General features: G+C 44.0%; 15 protein-coding genes and 1 riboswitch. Of the genes, 11 read left to right on the top strand and 4 right to left on the bottom strand.

The window, feature by feature from the left end; all coding sequences use genetic code 11:
* Positions 1-338: 338 nt before the first annotated feature.
* Positions 339-1436 carry a PRK06851 family protein gene (locus MKY77_RS24255; RefSeq protein ID WP_339148146.1) on the top strand — a complete coding sequence of 366 codons (1098 nt, stop codon included), beginning with the start codon at positions 339-341 and terminating at the stop codon, positions 1434-1436.
* A 77-nt stretch (positions 1437-1513) separates the two neighbouring features.
* On the opposite strand, the gene MKY77_RS24250 is transcribed toward MKY77_RS24255, so the two are convergent.
* Positions 1514-2308, bottom strand: coding sequence for an endonuclease/exonuclease/phosphatase family protein (locus tag MKY77_RS24250; protein ID WP_339148145.1), 795 nt, complete (start codon positions 2306-2308; stop codon positions 1514-1516).
* Between the two features lie 6 nt (positions 2309-2314).
* Entirely contained in the window at positions 2315-3958 is a 1644-nt protein-coding gene (locus MKY77_RS24245; RefSeq protein ID WP_339148144.1) for a PTS transporter subunit IIBC, read from the bottom strand.
* A gap of 443 nt (positions 3959-4401) precedes the next feature.
* Here MKY77_RS24245 and MKY77_RS24240 point away from each other — a divergent pair, with 443 nt between their 5' ends.
* The 3 genes from MKY77_RS24240 to MKY77_RS24230 all read left to right on the top strand — a co-directional run bounded on the left by MKY77_RS24240 (position 4402) and on the right by MKY77_RS24230 (position 7654).
* Complete coding sequence (locus tag MKY77_RS24240) at positions 4402-4902, top strand: hypothetical protein (RefSeq protein ID WP_339148143.1); 501 nt, start codon at positions 4402-4404, stop codon at positions 4900-4902.
* Positions 4903-5222: 320 nt separating this feature from the next.
* A riboswitch (SAM riboswitch) is annotated at positions 5223-5328 on the top strand.
* A gap of 281 nt (positions 5329-5609) precedes the next feature.
* Positions 5610-6662 (top strand): LLM class flavin-dependent oxidoreductase, encoded by a 1053-nt coding sequence (locus MKY77_RS24235; RefSeq protein WP_339148142.1) that lies wholly within the window; start codon positions 5610-5612, stop codon positions 6660-6662.
* 38 nt (positions 6663-6700) lie between these two features.
* A complete protein-coding gene (locus MKY77_RS24230; protein ID WP_339148141.1) occupies positions 6701-7654 on the top strand; it encodes an alpha-L-glutamate ligase in 954 nt (317 codons plus the stop codon).
* Positions 7655-7721: 67 nt separating this feature from the next.
* Here MKY77_RS24230 and MKY77_RS24225 read toward each other — a convergent pair whose 3' ends face one another.
* Together MKY77_RS24225 and MKY77_RS24220 are read right to left on the bottom strand one after the other, a co-directional pair.
* Positions 7722-9077 (bottom strand): YjiH family protein, encoded by a 1356-nt coding sequence (locus MKY77_RS24225; protein ID WP_339148140.1) that lies wholly within the window; start codon positions 9075-9077, stop codon positions 7722-7724.
* Between the two features lie 144 nt (positions 9078-9221).
* Entirely contained in the window at positions 9222-10253 is a 1032-nt protein-coding gene (locus MKY77_RS24220) for an HD-GYP domain-containing protein (protein WP_339148139.1), read from the bottom strand.
* Between the two features lie 182 nt (positions 10254-10435).
* Here MKY77_RS24220 and MKY77_RS24215 point away from each other — a divergent pair, with 182 nt between their 5' ends.
* The 7 genes from MKY77_RS24215 (at position 10436) to MKY77_RS24185 (ending at position 18754) form a co-directional block, all read left to right on the top strand.
* Complete coding sequence (locus MKY77_RS24215; protein ID WP_339148138.1) at positions 10436-11308, top strand: Cof-type HAD-IIB family hydrolase; 873 nt, start codon at positions 10436-10438, stop codon at positions 11306-11308.
* Between the two features lie 421 nt (positions 11309-11729).
* A complete protein-coding gene (locus MKY77_RS24210; protein ID WP_339148137.1) occupies positions 11730-12611 on the top strand; it encodes a carbon-nitrogen hydrolase family protein in 882 nt (293 codons plus the stop codon).
* Positions 12612-12914: 303 nt separating this feature from the next.
* Positions 12915-13424 carry a PTS glucose transporter subunit IIA gene (locus MKY77_RS24205; protein ID WP_339148136.1) on the top strand — a complete coding sequence of 170 codons (510 nt, stop codon included), beginning with the start codon at positions 12915-12917 and terminating at the stop codon, positions 13422-13424.
* Positions 13425-13538: 114 nt separating this feature from the next.
* A complete protein-coding gene (locus MKY77_RS24200) occupies positions 13539-14372 on the top strand; it encodes a PRD domain-containing protein (RefSeq protein ID WP_339148135.1) in 834 nt (277 codons plus the stop codon).
* A 404-nt stretch (positions 14373-14776) separates the two neighbouring features.
* Complete coding sequence (locus tag MKY77_RS24195) at positions 14777-16162, top strand: sucrose-specific PTS transporter subunit IIBC (RefSeq protein ID WP_339148134.1); 1386 nt, start codon at positions 14777-14779, stop codon at positions 16160-16162.
* A 189-nt stretch (positions 16163-16351) separates the two neighbouring features.
* Positions 16352-17296, top strand: coding sequence for an aminoimidazole riboside kinase (locus tag MKY77_RS24190; RefSeq protein WP_339148133.1), 945 nt, complete (start codon positions 16352-16354; stop codon positions 17294-17296).
* A 15-nt stretch (positions 17297-17311) separates the two neighbouring features.
* Positions 17312-18754, top strand: a complete 1443-nt coding sequence (locus MKY77_RS24185) for a sucrose-6-phosphate hydrolase (RefSeq protein WP_339148132.1) — start codon at positions 17312-17314, stop codon at positions 18752-18754.
* The last annotated feature ends 279 nt before the right edge of the window (positions 18755-19033 follow it).

The following is a 19033-nucleotide window of genomic DNA, read 5'->3' as shown; positions in this document are numbered from 1 at the left end:
GTCGCACTCTATGTATGGGAGTGCGGCTCTTTTTAGATAGAGAGTTAATTTTTCGCACCGCTCCCTCGATATATCAAGAAAAACTAGGATATATCAAGAAAATTTCCAGGATATCAGGAAAAATCACGATATATCAGGAAATATTGAAATATATCATGAAATCTCAAGGTTTATCGGGAAAACTTCCACTTTATTAAGAAGCTGCCCCACTTACTCCTCCTAAAAGCTAGCTGGTCAGCCCATCACGACAGCTAGGCTTTCACCCATTTAAACCCTGCCGCATAGGCTAAATGGAATCGCAATTGTTATATAACCTACCATTGAAAGGGTGTTAGATCTTGGCAGGGAAAATTTTAAACTATTATGCTGGTGGAAATACAGCGCGTGGCTTTTATAGCCTTTACGAATCGAACATAGAAGGATTGGACCGCATTTTTATATTAAAAGGTGGGCCAGGAACAGGGAAATCGTCACTCATCAAAAAGATCGGGAAAGAGTGGAATGAAAAGGGGTATGACATTGAACTGCTTCACTGTTCATCTGATACCACATCGGTGGACGGGGTGGTCATCCGGGCGCTTGGCATCGGAATTGTAGATGGAACGGCACCCCATGTCATCGAACCGAAAGCTCCCGGGGCAGTGGAGGAATACATCAACTTAGGCGAGGCCTGGGATTCCAAGTTACTTGCGGAACAGAAAGCGGAAATACAACACTTCGCAACCAAGAAGAAAGAAGCCTTCCAGACAGCTTACCAGACATTCGCAAGAGCCCTGAAAATACATGACGATTGGGAACGATACTATATCCATAATATGAATTTTGAAGCAGCAAATAAGCTGACAGGGGAGCTCGTGGATAACTTGTTCCAAGGTAAGAGCCTTGATAAAAAAGCAGATGTGAGACACCGTTTCCTCGGTGCTGCGACGCCTGCTGGAGCAAAGGATTTCGTGCCGAACCTGACAGAAGGGCTAACACATCGTTATTTTATAAAAGGTCGCCCAGGTTCAGGGAAATCCACCATGCTTAAAAAATTGGCTAGAGCTTCAGAAGAGAGAGGGTTTGATGTCGAAGTCTATCATTGCGGGTTCGATCCATACAGTCTCGATATGATTATCTGCCGAGAACTTGGTTTTGCCATTTTTGACAGCACCGCCCCACATGAATATTTCCCAGAACGGGAAGGAGATTCAATTGTGGATATGTATGATATCACCATCCGTAATGGGACGGACGAACGATATGAGAAAGAAATTGTGGCTGTAAAAAACCGCTATACCGAAGCGATGCAACAAGCAATAGGCAAACTTGCAGAAGCAAAGGAATGGCACGGTAAACTTGAGGAAATCTACGTAAAAGCAATGGACTACGGAGTAGTGGATGAATGGACAAAGACAATCCAAGAAGAAATAGAAGCCATTGCTGCTACAAAGTAATTCCTGAATACAAAAAAGGTGAACAGCCAATGCCGTTCACCTTTTTACATTTTCCCAGGAAATACGTCAAAAGTCGACTATATTTCCAAAGATACTTCCACCCCATAATGGTCCGATACAACCTCTCTGTTGTTTCCGTTGAAAACAACATGTGAAGAAGTGACTTTAACAGGGGAGCTTGACAGGATCAAATCAATCCGCAAATCCTGTTTGTTTTCATCCCAACCGGCAATCTTTCCTTCCACCGTCACTCCTGAATCCTTTTCAGAAGCCAGTAAATACGTGTCGTGCAGCCCGACTGTAGAAGTCAAATATTCGTAACCTTCTCCTTTAATATGTGAGCTATTATTGAAATCACCCATCAGGAAGTAAGGTTCTGTTCCCTTAACCTTTGTGAGAAGTTGCTCCATCTGATACTTTGCAGGCTCCTCTTCATCACTCCACCAACCTAAATGACATGCATAAAAGGATAGCTCCTCTCCCTGCACTTCAATGGTCACCCCGACAATTTTACGTGTTTTCCAAAAGTCAGTGTCCGTACTTTTCGATACAAAGAAGGAGTGTGTCTTTTGGATAGGATGGCGAGTTAAGATGGCAAGGCCTTCCTCGTATGTGTCATATCCCATATGGGCGAAGTCCCAGACTAACTCGTAGTCTGAAACCCCAATCTTCTCAAGTTCTTGCTGTAAAACAAGACCAAAGTTATTTTTTTTAATGTTACTTGTGACAACTTCGGCATCGATGCTTTGACTAACCTCTTGAAGAGCGATGACATCGTATGCTTGTTCCTTGATGGCTCCCGCTATATGCTGTATCTTTTCCATTTGGTTCTCTTCCTGCCACGAGTGGCAGTTAAGGGTTAGTAGTTTCATCGTTTATTACGCTCCCAACAAGTCTTGAATATCAGATTTGATTACATCTGCTTTTGGTCCATAGATCGCTTGTACGCCTCGGTCTTTCACAATCAGCCCAAGCGCGCCTTTTTCTTTCCAAGCAGCTTCATTTGCAACTTTTTCTCTATCTTTTACTGTAACACGAAGGCGAGTCATACATGCATCCACGTCTTCAATATTTTCTGCTCCACCAAGCATTTCAATGATCGCAGGTGCCAAGGAATCTGCTTGTACACTTGCAGTTGCACCGTTTCCAGCGCCTTCTTCTTGCTCAATGTAATTTCCGTTACGTCCCGGAGTAGGGAAGTTGAATTTCTTGATCATGAAGTTCGCTACTGCAAAGTTCAATCCGAAGAATACGAGACATGCAACCACAAAGTTCACTAGATCCAACCATAATCCAGCTTTTACTATCATTGGTGTACGAGTCAGCAACTCAATTACCCCGAATGCATGGACACGAATATCAATGATATCAACAATCGCAAACGCAAGTCCTGTCATGATCGCATACATCACATATAACACTGGAGCAGCAAACATAAACATAAATTCGATTGGCTCTGTTACACCAGTCAAGAATACTGCAAGACCTGCAGATAAGAACATAGACTTGTACTTTTTACGCTTATCCTTGTCCACATTGCGATACATCGCATAAGCGATACCTATTAATGCTGCACAAGAAAGAATCATTTGACCTACTTTAAAACGAGCAGGTACCACTTCGCGTAGAAGTGCTTCATAAGATTCGGTATCACCAGCCGCAAGGAAGTTGTTTAGATCGGCAATCCAAGCCAACCATAATGGATCTTGTCCTGCTACAACAGAACCTGCGCTACCACCAGTTAGAATCGTATAAGTTCCACCTAGTGACGTGTAGTTCATCGGAACCGTCAACATATGATGCAATCCGAATGGTAATAATAAACGCTCAAGCGCACCGAATATAAATGGTGCAACGATTGGCGCGCTGTCTCTAGAAGAAGCGATCCACACACCGAAATCGTTTAACAATCCTTGAATGAACGGCCAAACAACACTAAGGACAACACCCGCAATGACAGATCCACCAATTACAACGAATGGAACAAAACGTTTACCGTTAAAGAATGATAAAGAGTCTGGTAATTTACTATAGTTGTAAAATTTATTGAAAAGGTTAGCACCAAGGAAACCGGCAATGATACCAACGAATACTCCCATATTTAATGCAGGGGCTCCTAACACAGTGGTAAAGTAGTCACCGACAATAAGTTCTTGCCCAAAAAGTGTGGTGAAAGTAGCTTCAGGGTCCGCTACCATATCATTGTTAACACCAAAGATCGCACCAGTGATACGGTTGATAAGAACAAATGCAATCAACGCAGCGAAAGCTCCACCTGCACGCTCTTTTGCCCACGAGCCACCAATGGCAACCGCAAACAATACGTGTAGGTTGGTGATGATCCCCCAACCGATATCTTCCATCACTCTTGCAATCGTTTGCACAAGAGCCATGTCTCCACCAGTCATCCCAACTAACTTACCAAGAGAAATCATAATACCAGCTGCAGGCATTACTGCAACCACTACCAATAAAGCTTTACCGAATTTCTGCCAAAAATCGAAAGACAATAAATTTTTCATTTTAACAGCCTTCTTTCTATCTATTTTTCTATTTTTTGATGAAAACGAATTCATTTTTATATAAATTAGTGCACATGGAGTGCAACCGTTTGCATTTACCTATTGTAAGAGATGTCGGGTGACAATGCAAGAAGAAAATATTATTTTAATAAATAATTAACAAGGAACATAAAAATGACATGAAATTATTTCGGGAGGCTCTTTTCTCAAAGAATGTACTATTCGCTAGTAAAAAGTCGGCATTTGGACCTTTTACAGGTAAGCTATTTTGAATAGCCAGAAAAGCTAGGAATATAACGATTTATTTATAAATGCGAAAAAGCAACAAGTATCAGAAAACAGCCTTTCAGGAAAATTTTTTGAAGAATCTAACATCGCAGTTAGCTCTATACAGTGGTCATGAAAACGAGTACACTATTTCCGTAATGAAAGGAGATTTGAATATGAAAAAATGGATTTTTTCAATGATACTTGTTTTAATAATTGTCTTATCTGCATGCACAGAGGAAACAAATAAAGTGGACATTACCGAGTCAGAAAAGGTTGCTGCTGATGCTGACCAGAATGGGGAAACGGTAACAGTCCTTATGAATATACAGATGGAAATGATTCAGACCATCCGCAAGCATCTGGAAGTTGTAACATCCTATGAAAGATCAGAAGGAACGGGAGATCATGAAGCAGCGGTAAAAGCAAGCAACCGCATCGCGAACGAACTTCGCGGGATAGAGATAGCGGAAAGCTTAAATTCTAACCTTCAGGGTGACATGAAAGAGTCCATCGAATTGTTAGCCGTATATTTCGAAGAGCGTGCCGCAGCGTTGGCAGAAGAGTCTGAAATGGACGAGATGGATGCTGCATTGCAAAGTTTCCATGAGAAAATTGGAGAGACTTTTGAATCAGCAGGCTTGCATGCGCCAAATTTTGAAAAAGATTTACAGTAATAGTTTTTAGAGGGGCGCCTTCCATTTTGGAGGGCGTTTTTTAGGTTAAATTTTTTGGATTCGATGAAGACAATTCTGTGATTTTAAACACGAAAGTGTCCTCATAAGGTGGAGGAAGACAATTCCGAGGAGAAATTAAGCATGAAAGTGTCTTCATCCCCTCACTAAACAAGCAAAAACCCGAAATCATCCAATCATTAATTAACCATCCAATAAATAAGCTATCAATACCCCAACTTTATTTAGTTATACGAAAGACTTGTCCATTCCCAAGTTTCGTGATAGGATTAATTTAGTTAATAATAATTGAATAGTAAGTTTTCTTATCAAGAGAGGTGGAGGGACTGGCCCTATGAAGCCCGGCAACCATACAGATGATGTATTGGTGCCAATTCCAGCAAGACAAATGTTCTTGAGAGATAAGTGGATGTTACGGGATCATACTCAAACTTCTTCTTATCGGAGAAGTTTTTTTGTTTGTCTTTTTCCACTTGAAGGATTTGTTTGTTGATGCACCGTTGTTGATTTCCGAGCTAGGCTTCTCTTTCCGTGGGGGCGCCGCTGGAGTCTCCCCAGCAAACTTGCGGGGTCTCCACCCAAGCGCAATCTCCCGCCGGAGTCTTCGCCTTTCGCTATAATCACCAGCTAAGTTGGCTGCCGACATATCCTATAATGCTTTACAACAAATATTGAGGGGGAAGCGTGAGATGAAATTTGGTTTTTGGTTGCCGGTATTCGGCGGATGGTTACGTAATGTGGAGGACGAAAACATGCTTCCGACATTTGATTATGCGAAAAAAGTAATTCAGCAAGCCGAACAGCTTGGATTTGATACAACACTGATTGCGGAATTATTTTTAAATGATATTAAAGGACCGCAAGAAGATACGTTGGAAGCATGGTCGACGGCGGCTGCCCTTGCTGCTGTCACGGAAAAGATTGAGATTATGACGGCGATTAGGCCCGGGTTCCATAACCCGGCGATTGCAGCAAAGGCAACAGCGAATATCGATCATATCAGCAACGGGCGTTTTACTTTGAATGTCGTTTCTGCTTGGTGGGAGGAGGAGGCTCGTCAATATGGAGGAATCTTCACGGAACACGACGAGCGCTATGATCGCACAAAGGAGTTTATCGAGGTACTCAAAGGATTATGGACGGAAGACTCTTTTAGTTATGACGGAAAATATTATCAACTGAAAGATACGAAACTTTTCCCGAAGCCTGTTCAGCGTCCCAACCCGATTCTTTATGCGGGAGGGGAAAGTCCAAAAGGCAAAGAGGTCATTGCTTCCCACTGCGATGCTTATGTGATGCATGGCGGAACCGTGGAGGAAGTGGCAACAAAAATTGCTGGAATGAAAGAGAAGAGATCCGAGGCTTCCAACCAATCGTTTCAATCCTTTGGGATGGCTGCTTATGTCATATGCAGGGATACTGAGGAAGAGGCACAAGCAGAACTAGCACGGATTACAGATGTGAAGGAATCGGAAGCATATGCAGGATTTAAGGATTTTACAAGCAAATCCCAATTAGAACAGCAACTGCAGCTCCAGGATTATTCCGTATCCAATAGAGGATTGCGTCCTAACCTTGTTGGCACACCAGAGCAGATCGCCGCTAGAATAAAAGAATACGAAGAGGCAGGGGTGGACCTATTGTTGTTGCAGTTCTCCCCACAACTAGAGGAGATGGAGCGCTTTGCCAAACAGGTAATGCCACTTGTCCACCCTCAAGTGGAAGAACTTGCCAAAGCGTAACGTCAGCAGAAAACTTTTAGAAAATGGAGGAAGACATCGTGGCAAAAATCTATATTATTCATGAAAATAGTGAATGGACGACACATCTTACAAATAGACTGGAAGAATTGGGACTTCCCTTTGAAGAATGGCATCTGGACGAAGGGGTGGTGCCTTTGACAGAAGCGCCCCCTGAAGGCGTTTTCTACAATAGAATGAGCGCTTCTTCCCATACACGGAACCATCGTTTTGCACCGGAATTGACTGGGTCAGTACTTGCTTGGCTGGAGCATCATGACAGGAAAGTACTGAACGGCAGCCGCGCCCTGCAGTTGGAGCTAAGCAAGGTTAACCAATATACGGCCCTCGAGAAGGCCGGGATAAAAACGCCAAAGACCATTGCTGCAGTAGGGAAATCAAACATTTTGCAGGCCGCCAAACGAATCGGAACAGCTTCTTTTATAACGAAGCATAATCGCGCAGGAAAAGGGCTTGGAGTACAATTGTTCCACTCTACCGCTTCGCTTGAAGAATATCTTTATGGCCCGGATTTTGAAGAACCGGTGGATGGCATTACACTGATCCAGGAATATATCCAGGCCCCGGAGCCTTTTATCACCCGTTGTGAATTTATCGGTGGGAAGTTTGTCTATGCGGTCCAAGTCGATACATCGGAAGGGTTCGAACTGTGCCCGGCGGATGCCTGCCAAATCGGCGATCTTTTCTGCCCGGTAGGCGAAGAAGTAGAAGAGAAGCCGAAATTCCGTATCGTGGAAGGCTTTGCCGACCCGATCATAAAAAAATACGAGGTTTTCCTGCAAGCTAACAACATTCAAGTAGCGGGCATTGAATTCATCCGCGATGAAAATGGCGTCATCTACACATATGATGTCAACACAAATACAAACTATAATGCAGACGCTGAGAAAGCAGCCGGCAAGTACGGTATGCTAGAGCTTGCAAAATTACTTGAAAAAGAGTTAGAGAGTCTAAAGGGAGCAGAAGTCCTTTAAAACGCAGATAAAAAAGCTATCCAGGAGTTCTGAAAGGAACCCTCCGGATAGCTTTTTCAGCATTCTATTAAAAGAAAAATAAATGCGCCATTAACGCGATGACAGGTAACGTAATCAACGTACGTAGGATATAGATGACAAACATTTCCCAAAGCGAAACAGGTACTTTAGAACCTAAGATAACGCCCCCGACCTCAGATAGATAGATCAGCTGTGTGACAGAAACTGCCGCAACGACGAAGCGGGTTAACTCGCTAGGAATTTCAGATGCCAAAATCGCTGGCAGGAACATGTCCGCGAATCCGACGATAAGGGACTTGGATGCCTCAGCTGCATCAGGTATTTGCAATAGTTCCAGCAGTGGAATGAAAGGCATTCCGAGGTACACGAATAATTTCGTATTTTCTGCTAAAATAAGTGCAATCGTACCGAATGTCATTACGATTGGTGCAACCCCCATCCACATATCAAGGACATTGCGGCCGCCGTCTCGGAAAAATTTACCGGCACTCTTATTTTTTGCGGCACGCTCCACGGCTTGGCTGTAGCCCCATTTCAACGGAGAATGGCCTGCTGGGATCAAATCTTTTTCAGCCTGTTCCTCCCCGTTATAATAGGTATCCGGCTTTCTGGATAATGGAGGGATACGAGGCATGATAATCGCGGCTATTAAGCCTGCAACACCAATGGTGATATAAAACGGAATGAACATACTGCCAAGTCCGACTTGGGTGATGACCACCAAACTGAACGTGATGGAAACGATGGAGAACGTGGTTGCGATTACCGCTGCCTCACGCTTTGTGTAATAACCTTCTTCATACTGCTTACTTGTGAGTAGAACCCCGATTGTCCCATCTCCCAACCAAGATGCAAGGGCATCGATGGAAGATCGACCAGGCAACTTAAAGAGCGGGCGCATAATCTTAGTAAGTAGCGCTCCAAAAAGCTCCAGAAGACCGAAGTTCAATAACAAAGGTAAAAATAGACCTGCAAAAAAGAAGACAGTCAGTAATACAGGCAGTAAATCATAAAGAATGACAGCACCTGTCACCTCGCTCCAAACAGCTTCCGGGCCGATTTCAAACAGAGTCATGATGGCAAGGAACATTGCCAGCACCCTCACGACTGTCCAGAAGATGGAGACATTCAACAGATTATTAAAGAAGCCGGCTTTTTTTGTAAAAGATGGCCTGGCAATTTTGGTAACGACTGTAGCGATTGCTGTAATGGTGATGATCGCGGTCATGATGGCTGGGATGGTATTCCCGAGCAATTCGCCCAAAAGTTTGGCAAGAATGGCGATTGGAATCGTCAATTCGTCTTTATACATAACTGGGAACATGAATAAACCGATCCCGATAAGTGAAGGTATGATGAATTTTAGTATATCCGTAGTTCTGAAAGATGTATGGTTTTTCAATGTAATAATCTCCTTATGCGTAAATATGCAACGTTAGTCATTTTAATACATTTTTGAAACTTTTCAAAGGTAGTTATTGGAATCGGTTATTTCCCCTCATTTTCTTACCCTTCATATAAAACCTGCAAACATACTATTTTTCGGCTAATTGGCAAAATCGAGAATCTCCAACTCTTTATTTTTTCGTAGATCAATAAAGTGGTCATCTATCTTTATAATCGGTAAGTGTGGCTCGTCAGCGTGAATGAAGATAATCTCAGCAAGCTGTCCATTATTCAACACAACCTCTTCACGGAGGTGATTGGAGAGGATGTATCTAACAAACGGGTAGACAATGGCCGGGTTTAGTCTATTATAATTTGCCTCTTGTATCAGGATTTTAGTAGTGGTAAATATATTTTGCTTCGGTCGATAGCTTCTCTCCGATGAAAGGGCATCATACATATCCGCCACAGATAGGATCTGAACGAAATATGGAATCTTGGAGTGCTTGATCCCTGTTGGGTAACCGCTTCCATCCAACCGTTCATGGTGAAGGAGGGCCCCTTGGAGAATATGGGGATCGATGGTTCTATTTTTTCGTAGCAAATCATAGCCGTACGTCGTATGCTTTTGGATTTCTAGCCACTCTTTTTCAGTCAGGCGTCCCGGTTTTTGCAGGATAGTCTTATCGATAAGCAGTTTTCCGACATCGTGAAACATTCCCATTTGACCGAGCAAACTGATGCTGCTTTTATCCAGTCCTTGGAGCTTACCTATCAAAGAGGAATAGATCCCCACATTTAAGCTGTGTGTATACGTGTAATTATCATAGCTTTTTACTTGTTCTATGTAACGGGTGAAAACAGGGTCGGCCACGAGTTTATCGACAAGCGGAGCAAGCATCTGTTGAATATCTTCCAATGGTGGGAGGCTATCCTGCTCAAGGTTGGAAAAAATAGATTGAAAGGCATGGATGCTTGTTTCATACATATTTTTCACATGATGAAAATACTCTTTAGACAAATGATGAGGCTCGTCCACCACAAACGCCTGGTCGAAATAATAGGCATGCTTCTGCAGGCTTTCCACATGCTTTTCATTCAGAACCGTCCCCTTCTTCAGCAAAAGATTTCCTGATAAAGAGTAAATATCATTTTTAAGGATTTTTCCTATATGACTAGAGGAAATTTTCATAGAGTTCACCCCCACCCGATTCCGATTAATACCTTTATTATAAGGGATAAGCTCGTTTTTAAACAGAATTAATTATACTTTTCGAAATTTTTAGCATAATGTTTTCGCAGTATAATGTTTGAAAAGCGAAGGGAGATTAACTAGGATAGAGGATATAAATACATAGAAGAAGGTGAAATCACTTGGTAAAATGCATAGCGATAGATATGGACGGGACTTTATTAAACAATAACCATGTGGTGAGTGAAGAGAACGCGGACGCGATTAAACTTGCCCAAAAGAACGGAGTGGAAGTGGTGATTGCCACCGGCAGGGCCTACTCGGAGGCAAAGGATGTCCTGGCGGAAGCAGGAATCGTAACTCCGATCATCTGTGTAAATGGAGCAGAGGCACGCAAGCCGGACGGTACGATCGTATCCACAAATCCTATTGCAAACAGCGAAGTAAGAAAGCTTGCTGAAATTTTGGACAAACACAATATCTATTTTGAAATCTACACCCAGGACGGCACCTATTCAAAAGACTATGACAAAGCCGTTGCTACCATCATGGACGTGTTTATGTCTGCAAGTGAGGAAAATGACTATGATAAAGTACTGAAGGCAGCCAAAGAGAGAATGGAAGAGGGCAACGTGAAGCTTGTTGACAGTTTTGAACCCATCCTGGAAGAGGAAAGCCATATAATCTATAAACTGCTTGCCTTCTCCTTGGATAAGGAAAATCTCGAAGCTGCGCGTTCCGAACTGCTTGACCTTGGAATTGTTGCGGTCAGCTCCTCCGGTAAGGACAACTTGGAAATCACAAGTGTGGATGCACAAAAAGGCATTGCCTTGACCACATTCACTGCCGAGCGTGGCATAACCATGGAAGAAACGATGGCGCTTGGTGACAACTATAATGACGTGTCCATGTTTGTGCGTGTCGGCAGAGCAGTAGCGATGGGAAATGCACCAGATGGCGTCAAAGAAAAAGCGCATATGATAACGGATACGAATGTAAATAGCGGTGTTGCCAAGGCGATTATTGAGGCGATGGCGAAGACGGAAGTTGGTTGATCGAGGATTGGATGTCGGCCGAACATTGGACTAGGTGGCTTTTGGGCTGCCTGGTTTTTTGAATTTAGGGGCTTGGTGAGGAGGGGGCGATTTGTCCGCAAATTCAGGTGTGGGCAAGAAGATATCCTGAAATTTTGGGATATATCCTGAAATTTTAAGATATATCAGGAAAATTAGAGATATATCATGAATTTTTGAAATATATCCTGAAAAATTGAAATATATCAGGAAATCGACTCAAACCGCCACCACTCGACACGCACTACCTCCAAACAATCTCCCCCTCCCCTACCTACCAAAACATCCCAAAAATCCATCATTGTTCCTTTTGCCTCCCATCCCTTATAATAGACTAGTTGCAACCAAAGAATTTCGGCTAACAAATGAACTAATTTTCATAGATTTAAGGGGGTCTGCTGCCATGAAGTTTCGTGCTTCTGCCGTGCAATATCCATTGCATACGATTTCAAGCTTTGACGAGTTTGCGAATCAAGTGATTCATTATGTGAAAACTGCCGCTGAGTTTGACGCGGATTTTGTCCTGTTTCCTGAGTTTTTGACGACCCAACTGATTTCTTTTCCAGTAGACGGGAGAGAACAGACCATCCATGACCTTCCGAATTATACCGAACACTATCAGCAGCTGTTCAGTGGAATTGCCATTCAGACTGGTATGCATATCATCGGTGGCACACACATCATTGAAAAAGAAGGCAAACTTTATAACGCAGCCCACCTCTTTTACCCGGATGGAAGGATTGAAACGCAGGCAAAGCTGCACCTGACACCTACAGAAGTGTATGAATGGGGTCTGACCCCTGGTGAGGACTTGAAGATCTTCCATACAGATTTTGGTCCCATCTCCATGCTGACATGCTATGACATCGAGTTCCCGGAAGCGGTAAGACTTGTGAAGGCAATGGGGGCGGATGTGGTGTTCTGCCCATCCTGCACAAACGATCGACATGGCTTCCATCGCGTAAGATATTCCTGCCACGCACGTACGATTGAAAATCAGATCTATGTTGTGACAACAGGAACAATCGGCTCCTTGCCGACCGTTGACTTCATGCGAGGAAACTTTGGACAAGCTGCCATCATTTCACCAAATGATGTACCATTTCCTCCAAAAGGTATCGTGGCAGAAGGAGAATTGAACACGGATATGATCATCACCGGTGACCTGGATTTAACCCTTCTCTACAAAGTAAGGGAAAGTGGATCCGTGACTACCTGGCGTGACCGCCGCAACGACCTCTACCCAGACTGGGAAAAGCTAGTCAAAGGCACCCTCACGTATTGATTGACAAATAGAGCGATATGTCATACCTTAATAACATAATAGCTCCGTTAAAAGGCTGTAGCTTGGAGCATAGGGCGAAGACTCCAGAGGGAGGTAGCGGTAGGCTGAGACCCCGCAGGCTTGCCAAAGTGGCTAAAGCATCTCCCCGCGAAAGCGAAGCCTAGCCCAATTAATAAAATACTCACACATATAGGATTGTGACTGGTAAAGCAGGCAAGACCTAATACGCTTACTCAACAAAGGAGGAGCGTATTGGGTCTTTTTCTATTTCTGCACAATTCAGACATTTAGGAGGAAAAATACATGTCATTTTTTAAAAAGCTTTTCGGAAGCAAAGAAGAAGTTAAAACAGAAGAAGTCTTGGTAGCGCCAATCACTGGAAAGATCATTCCGCTTGAAGAAGTGCCAGACCCTGTATTCGCACAAAAAATGATGGGCGACGGCATCGCGATCGAACCGACAGAAGGTACGGTTGTATCTCCGGTAAACGGTGAAATCGTCCAATTCTTTCCTACAAAGCACGCGATCGGAATCAAATCTGAAACTGGTGTGGAAGTGCTTATCCACGTAGGGCTTGAAACAGTAGGAATGAAAGGCGAAGGGTTTGAAGGGCTTGTGGAAGTAGGCGATAAAGTCAAAGTCGGCACGCCATTATTAAATTTTGATATCGCGCTGATTAATGAAAAAGCCAAAAGCATTGTGACACCTGTTATCCTAACAAACGGTGACATCATTGATACAGTGACAAAACATGCTGTCAAAACAGCAACTAAAGGTGAAACAGTATTAGTGGATTGGAATATAAAAGCGTAACTTGCCGGTTTCCGCCCTGTTTTTCTTGTACAGATGCAGTAACTGCTTTGTATAGCCAATTGGATTGGTTATAATAAAAGATAAATAGGGCGGTTTAATTGGGGAGAGACGAGATTGAAAATAAGCAAAGTATTAAACAATAACTCGGTCGTCGTGAAAGAGGATGACCAGGAAAAGATAGTGATGGGGCTTGGCGTCGGATTCCAAAAGCGAAAAAACGACCTGGTCGACCGGAGCAAAATTGAAAAGATCTTTGTCATGAAAGAGGAAAATGACAAGTTTCAAGAGTTGCTTTCTACTCTTCCTGTCGAGCATATCGATGTGGCGGAGGAGATCATCAGCTATGCCGAAGGGGAACTATTGGTGCCTTTAAGCAACCATGTTCATATTTCCTTGACGGATCACCTCTCTTTTGCGATTGAACGGTTGGAGAAAGGCTACACCATACAAAACAAATTGCTGAACGAAATCCGGGTCTTGTACAAACCCGAATACGAAATTGCCCAATGGGCACAGCAGTTGATAAAGGAACGACTTGGCGTCAGCATACCTGATGATGAAGTCGGACATATCGCCCTGCATCTTCACACCGCAAAAATGGGTTCAAAAAGCATGCAAAACACCATGCAGCTTGCTTCCATCATCCGGGATGCGATCGATATGATTGAAAACGAGTTTGACATGACGATTGAAGAAACATCAATCAACTATCAACGTTTGCTCACACATCTAAGATTTGCCATTAACCGTGTGGAAGAAGGGGAACCTTTTCACTCCATGGATCCGGAAATGCTGGAATTGCTTCAGATGAAATTTGGGAAAGCATTCGGTACTGCGCAGAAGATTGCGGACTTTCTGCTTGCAGAGTATGACATCCATTTTCCTTTATCCGAAGTTGGTTACATTACACTCCATATCCAACGCTTGACGGATTTAAAGGGAAAATAAACAGAATTTTACTATTTTAAAATGTAAACGTATTCGCTAACATGTATAAACAGGATTGTGACTGGTAATGCAGGCAAGACCTAAAACTAGCAAGGAAGTAGGGAGAGCCCTACCCACCTTGCGGGTTTTAGGTCTTTTGTTTTTCTTCTCTGAAAAGACTTATTTACTTAAGCGAGTCTTATATAGCTGGTGATTGGAGCAAAGGGCGTAGACTCCTCGAAAATACTATGTATTTTCTTCGTACGATGTACCTCTGTCGAAGCCTTCCTTGTCCTACGGGAGGTAGCGCTTAGAGGAGGCTCCACAAGCGCTCCGTGGAAAGCGAAGCCCATTGCGGAAATCAACAGCGTTGTTTAACAGAGCCGTAGTTTTTATAAAAATAATAGGAAAAAGAGGTGCTCATCATGAATTATAAGAAGATAGCAAAAGACTTGATCCCCCTACTTGGGGGAGAAGACAATGTCATCAGTGCCACACACTGTGCCACACGCCTCAGACTTGTCTTGAAAGACGACGAAAAAGCGACAGCCAATCGGGACCAAATAGAAGAGCTTGATGGAGTAAAAGGGGCTTTTGCCAGCTCCGGACAATTCCAGGTCATCTTTGGGACAGGTATCGTCAATAAAGTGTATGCTGAATTTGCTGAAGAAGTGGGATTGCAAGAAAAAGAAACACAAGACCATTCAGAAGCGGCGAAAAAGAAAATGAACCCGTTCGCCCGTTTTGCAAGAACGTTATCTAATATCTTTGTCCCTATCATTCCTGCCATTGTGGCAAGCGGTCTATTGATGGGACTGCTTGGAATGGTGACGACATTCGGATGGGTCGCTGACGACAGTTCTTTTGTACAAATGCTGAACATGTTCTCAAGTGCGGCATTCATCATCCTGCCAATTTTGCTCGGCTATAGTGCAGCAAAAGAATTCGGAGGAAATCCATTCCTTGGAGCAGTTATTGGTGGAATCATGACACACCCTGATCTTCTGAACCCATGGGGCCTGGCAGATGCAAATCCTGAATACATGGACTTCATGGGAATGGATATTGCTTTGATCGGTTATCAAGGGACGGTCGTACCAGTCCTCCTTGCCGTATTTGTAATGAGCATGATTGAAAAAAACTTACGTAAAATCGTACCAAGTGCAGTAGATTTGCTTGTCACACCGTTTGTAACCGTCATTTTGACTGGATTTATCACTCTACTTGCAATCGGGCCATTAGGAAATGCCATTGGTTCCGGTATCACGGTTGTTCTGAACTTTGTTTATGATTATGGCAGTGTTTTTGCCGGACTTATTTTTGGTGGAATGTACTCGTTGATCGTTATTACAGGAGTCCATCACAGTTTCCATGCAATCGAAGCGGGACTACTTGCAGAATTAGGCTTCAACTATCTGTTGCCAATTTGGTCCATGGCCAATGTGGCACAAGGTGGAGCAGGTCTTGCCGTATACTTCCTGGCAAAACGTGCAAAGACGAAAGAACTGGCCTTGCCTGCATCCCTATCTGCTTTCTTGGGAATTACAGAACCAGTAATCTTTGGGGTCAACCTGAGATATCGTAAACCATTTATCGGAGCGGCAATTGGTGGTGCATTAGGTGGAGCGTATGTCGTATTGACCAATGTAGTCGCCAACGCTTATGGCCTGACAGGGATCCCGATGATTGCCATTCTTGTTGAGTTCGGGACAGTCAATGTCGTCAACTACCTGATCGGTTTTGCGATTGCGGTAGTGGGTGCCTTTGTTGCGACATGGATTATGGGGATCAAGGAAGAAGAGGTAAAGTAATCAATAAAAATATGTTTCCCCTGTTGACTAAAAGTGCAAGGTGTAAGACTTCGGTGGAGGTAGCGGTAGGTTGAGACCCACGAGCGGAGTGAGGAGGCTTAAGCATCACCCTGCGGAAATCGAACACCTGAAACGAAAGGAAACAGGGAGTTAACCGGATAACAACTGATTTAAAGGAGGAGCCATCCAATGAAAAAAGGAATCATCTCACTAGGGGAAGCACTGATAGACTTCATCCCGCTTGATCCCGACAACATTACCTTTCAAAAAAGCCCTGGGGGTGCCCCGGCAAACGTAGCAGTAGGAGTTGCACGCCTTCAGGCAAAATCCACATTTATCGGGAAAGTGGGGAATGACGTACTAGGAAGGTTCCTCCATAAGACGCTTTCAGACTACGGCGTCCAGACAAGCTCTATGCTTCTGACAGACGATATCCGAACAGGTGTCGTGTTCGTCACTCTAGAAAACGGAGAGCGCAGCTTTGACTTCTATATCAATCCAAGTGCGGACCGTTTTTTAACAGAAGAAGAGATTGACGAGAAGCTATTTGTGGAAAATAAGATTTTGCATTTCGGCTCCATTTCCCTTATTAGTGAGCCTACAAGGAGCGCTACCATAAAAGCAGTAAAGCTGGCAAAAGAAAATAGCATGACGGTTTCCTACGATCCGAATCTTCGCCTTGGTCTCTGGGACAGCGAGGAAGCGGCGAAAGAGCAAATCATCTCCATGCTTCCATATGCCGATATTCTAAAAATATCAGAAGAAGAACTGGAATTCATTACGGGAGAGAAGGATATCGAAAAAGGGGCAGCAAAGCTTGCTAACTATGAGATGCCTCTGCTGCTTGTGACACTTGGTTCAGAAGGAAGCTATGTTTTTACCAAAGAAGGGCATCAGCACGTAACTGCCCGCAAGGTAGAGACGGTGGACACCACAGGAGCTGGTGATGCATTTGTTTCTGGAATTCTTTATATGGCGAACGAATGGGAAGGGGATATCCGCAGCCTTACACTTGAAACTGCCATAGAAATGGCGACTTTCGCAAGTATTTCCGGTTCCCTTGCCGCTTCGGAAAAGGGTGCCATGACCGCACTCCCTACGTTAGATCAGGTAAAATCCATCCTAGCAAAATAAAGGAGTGTTTCTTTTATGACGGAAAGAGAACGAGAGCTTATCAGACTTGCAGAGGAAGAAGTTGAGAAAAATAAAAAGGTGGTGGAGAGCGACCCTTACCGGTTGCGCTTCCACCTTATGCCACCTGTCGGTTTATTGAATGATCCCAATGGATTTATCCAATGGAACGGGACCTATCACCTCTTTTATCAGTGGATGCCATTCAAGACCGGCCACGGTGCAAAATATTGGGGCCATTATTCCTCGGCAGATCTCACTTCATGGAAGCATGAGCCTATTGCCCTTGCCCCGAGCGAATGGTTCGAAAAGAACGGTTGCTATTCAGGAAGTGCCATCGAGCATGACGGAAAGATGGTCCTCTTTTATACAGGAAATGTTAAAGATGCCTCCGGAAATCGTGAGACCTATCAATGCATGGCGGTTTCGGAAGACGGCTTAACGTTTGATAAGAAAGGGCCGGTTGTGGAGCTGCCAGAAGGGTACACTGCCCATTTCCGAGATCCTAAGGTGTGGAAGAAGGGGTCGGAATGGTATATGGTCGTTGGTGCTCAAAGTGAGGACATGACTGGTAAAGTCGCGCTTCTGAAGTCTGCTGATCTAAAAGACTGGGAGCATCTTGGTGCCATTGCAGGGTCTGGTTTGAATGGGTTGGGGGATTTCGGTTACATGTGGGAATGCCCAGACCTGTTTGAACTTGATGGGATGGATGTACTTATCGTGTCACCTCAGGGCCTTGTACCAGACGGTATGAAGTATCAAAACGTTTACCAGGCGGGCTATTTTATCGGAAAGCTTGATTACGAGGACGCTGCATTCGGGCATGGTGATTTTGTAGAGTTGGACCGGGGCTTTGAGTTCTATGCGCCTCAAACCACCTTGGATGAAAAGGGGCGCCGCTTGATGGTCGGCTGGATGGGGATTCCCGAGCAAGATGAGGACAAGCATCCGACAATTGCCCATAAGTGGATTCATGCGCTGACTGTACCGCGTGAATTGAAATGCTTGGATGGAAAATTGCTGCAGATACCTGCCGAGGAGTTAGCTCAAATGAGAAAGGCAAGTATGGTCGAGCTTTCGGATATGCAGTTATCTGAAGACAAAGTCGGATTTGCCATGGAAGAGAGAAGAGTATTTGAGATGAGCTTTTCTTTTGGACATTTGTGCTCCTTTGAACTTGACCTGGGCGAAGCCGCACAGCTGACTTATGACGCTTCATCAAGTGTGTTTTCACTTCATCGCAAGAGCTTTGTGACAGGAGAATGGGAAACGAGGAGCTGCAAGCTAGGGGCTTTGACTGAGCTGCGTGCATTTGTGGATACTTCCTCCATCGAAGTGTTTTTGAATGGTGGGGAAGAAGTATTTACGGCGCGGATATTCCCAGAGGGCGATTCTGCTACCGGGGAAGTTAGGGTTTCTGGGAGCGGTACATTGGTGCAAGTAAATGCGTGGGCATTGTGAGAGTAAGCGTAGCATTACTGTTTGTTGTAGTTGGGGTATGAAGACAATTTGGGCGGAAATAGTATCGTGAAAATGTCATCATCAGCGGTATGAAGACAATATCGACGAAAAAAACAGCATGAAATTGTCTTCGTCCGAATCCCACCAAAACCCAAACTCCAAAAAGGAAATGTATTAGATAGCCGCTATGCGGAATGCTAAAGAGAAGCCGAGAACTATTCAAAACGGCTTCTCTATTTTTTCTGCTTTTTTAGGAGAAAGTACCTGAAAAATACACCG

Origin of the sequence: Sutcliffiella sp. FSL R7-0096, from assembly GCF_038595065.1 — a bacterium.
Classification (GTDB): domain Bacteria; phylum Bacillota; class Bacilli; order Bacillales; family Bacillaceae_I; genus Sutcliffiella_A.
This window is presented reverse-complemented; position numbering and strand designations above follow the sequence as displayed.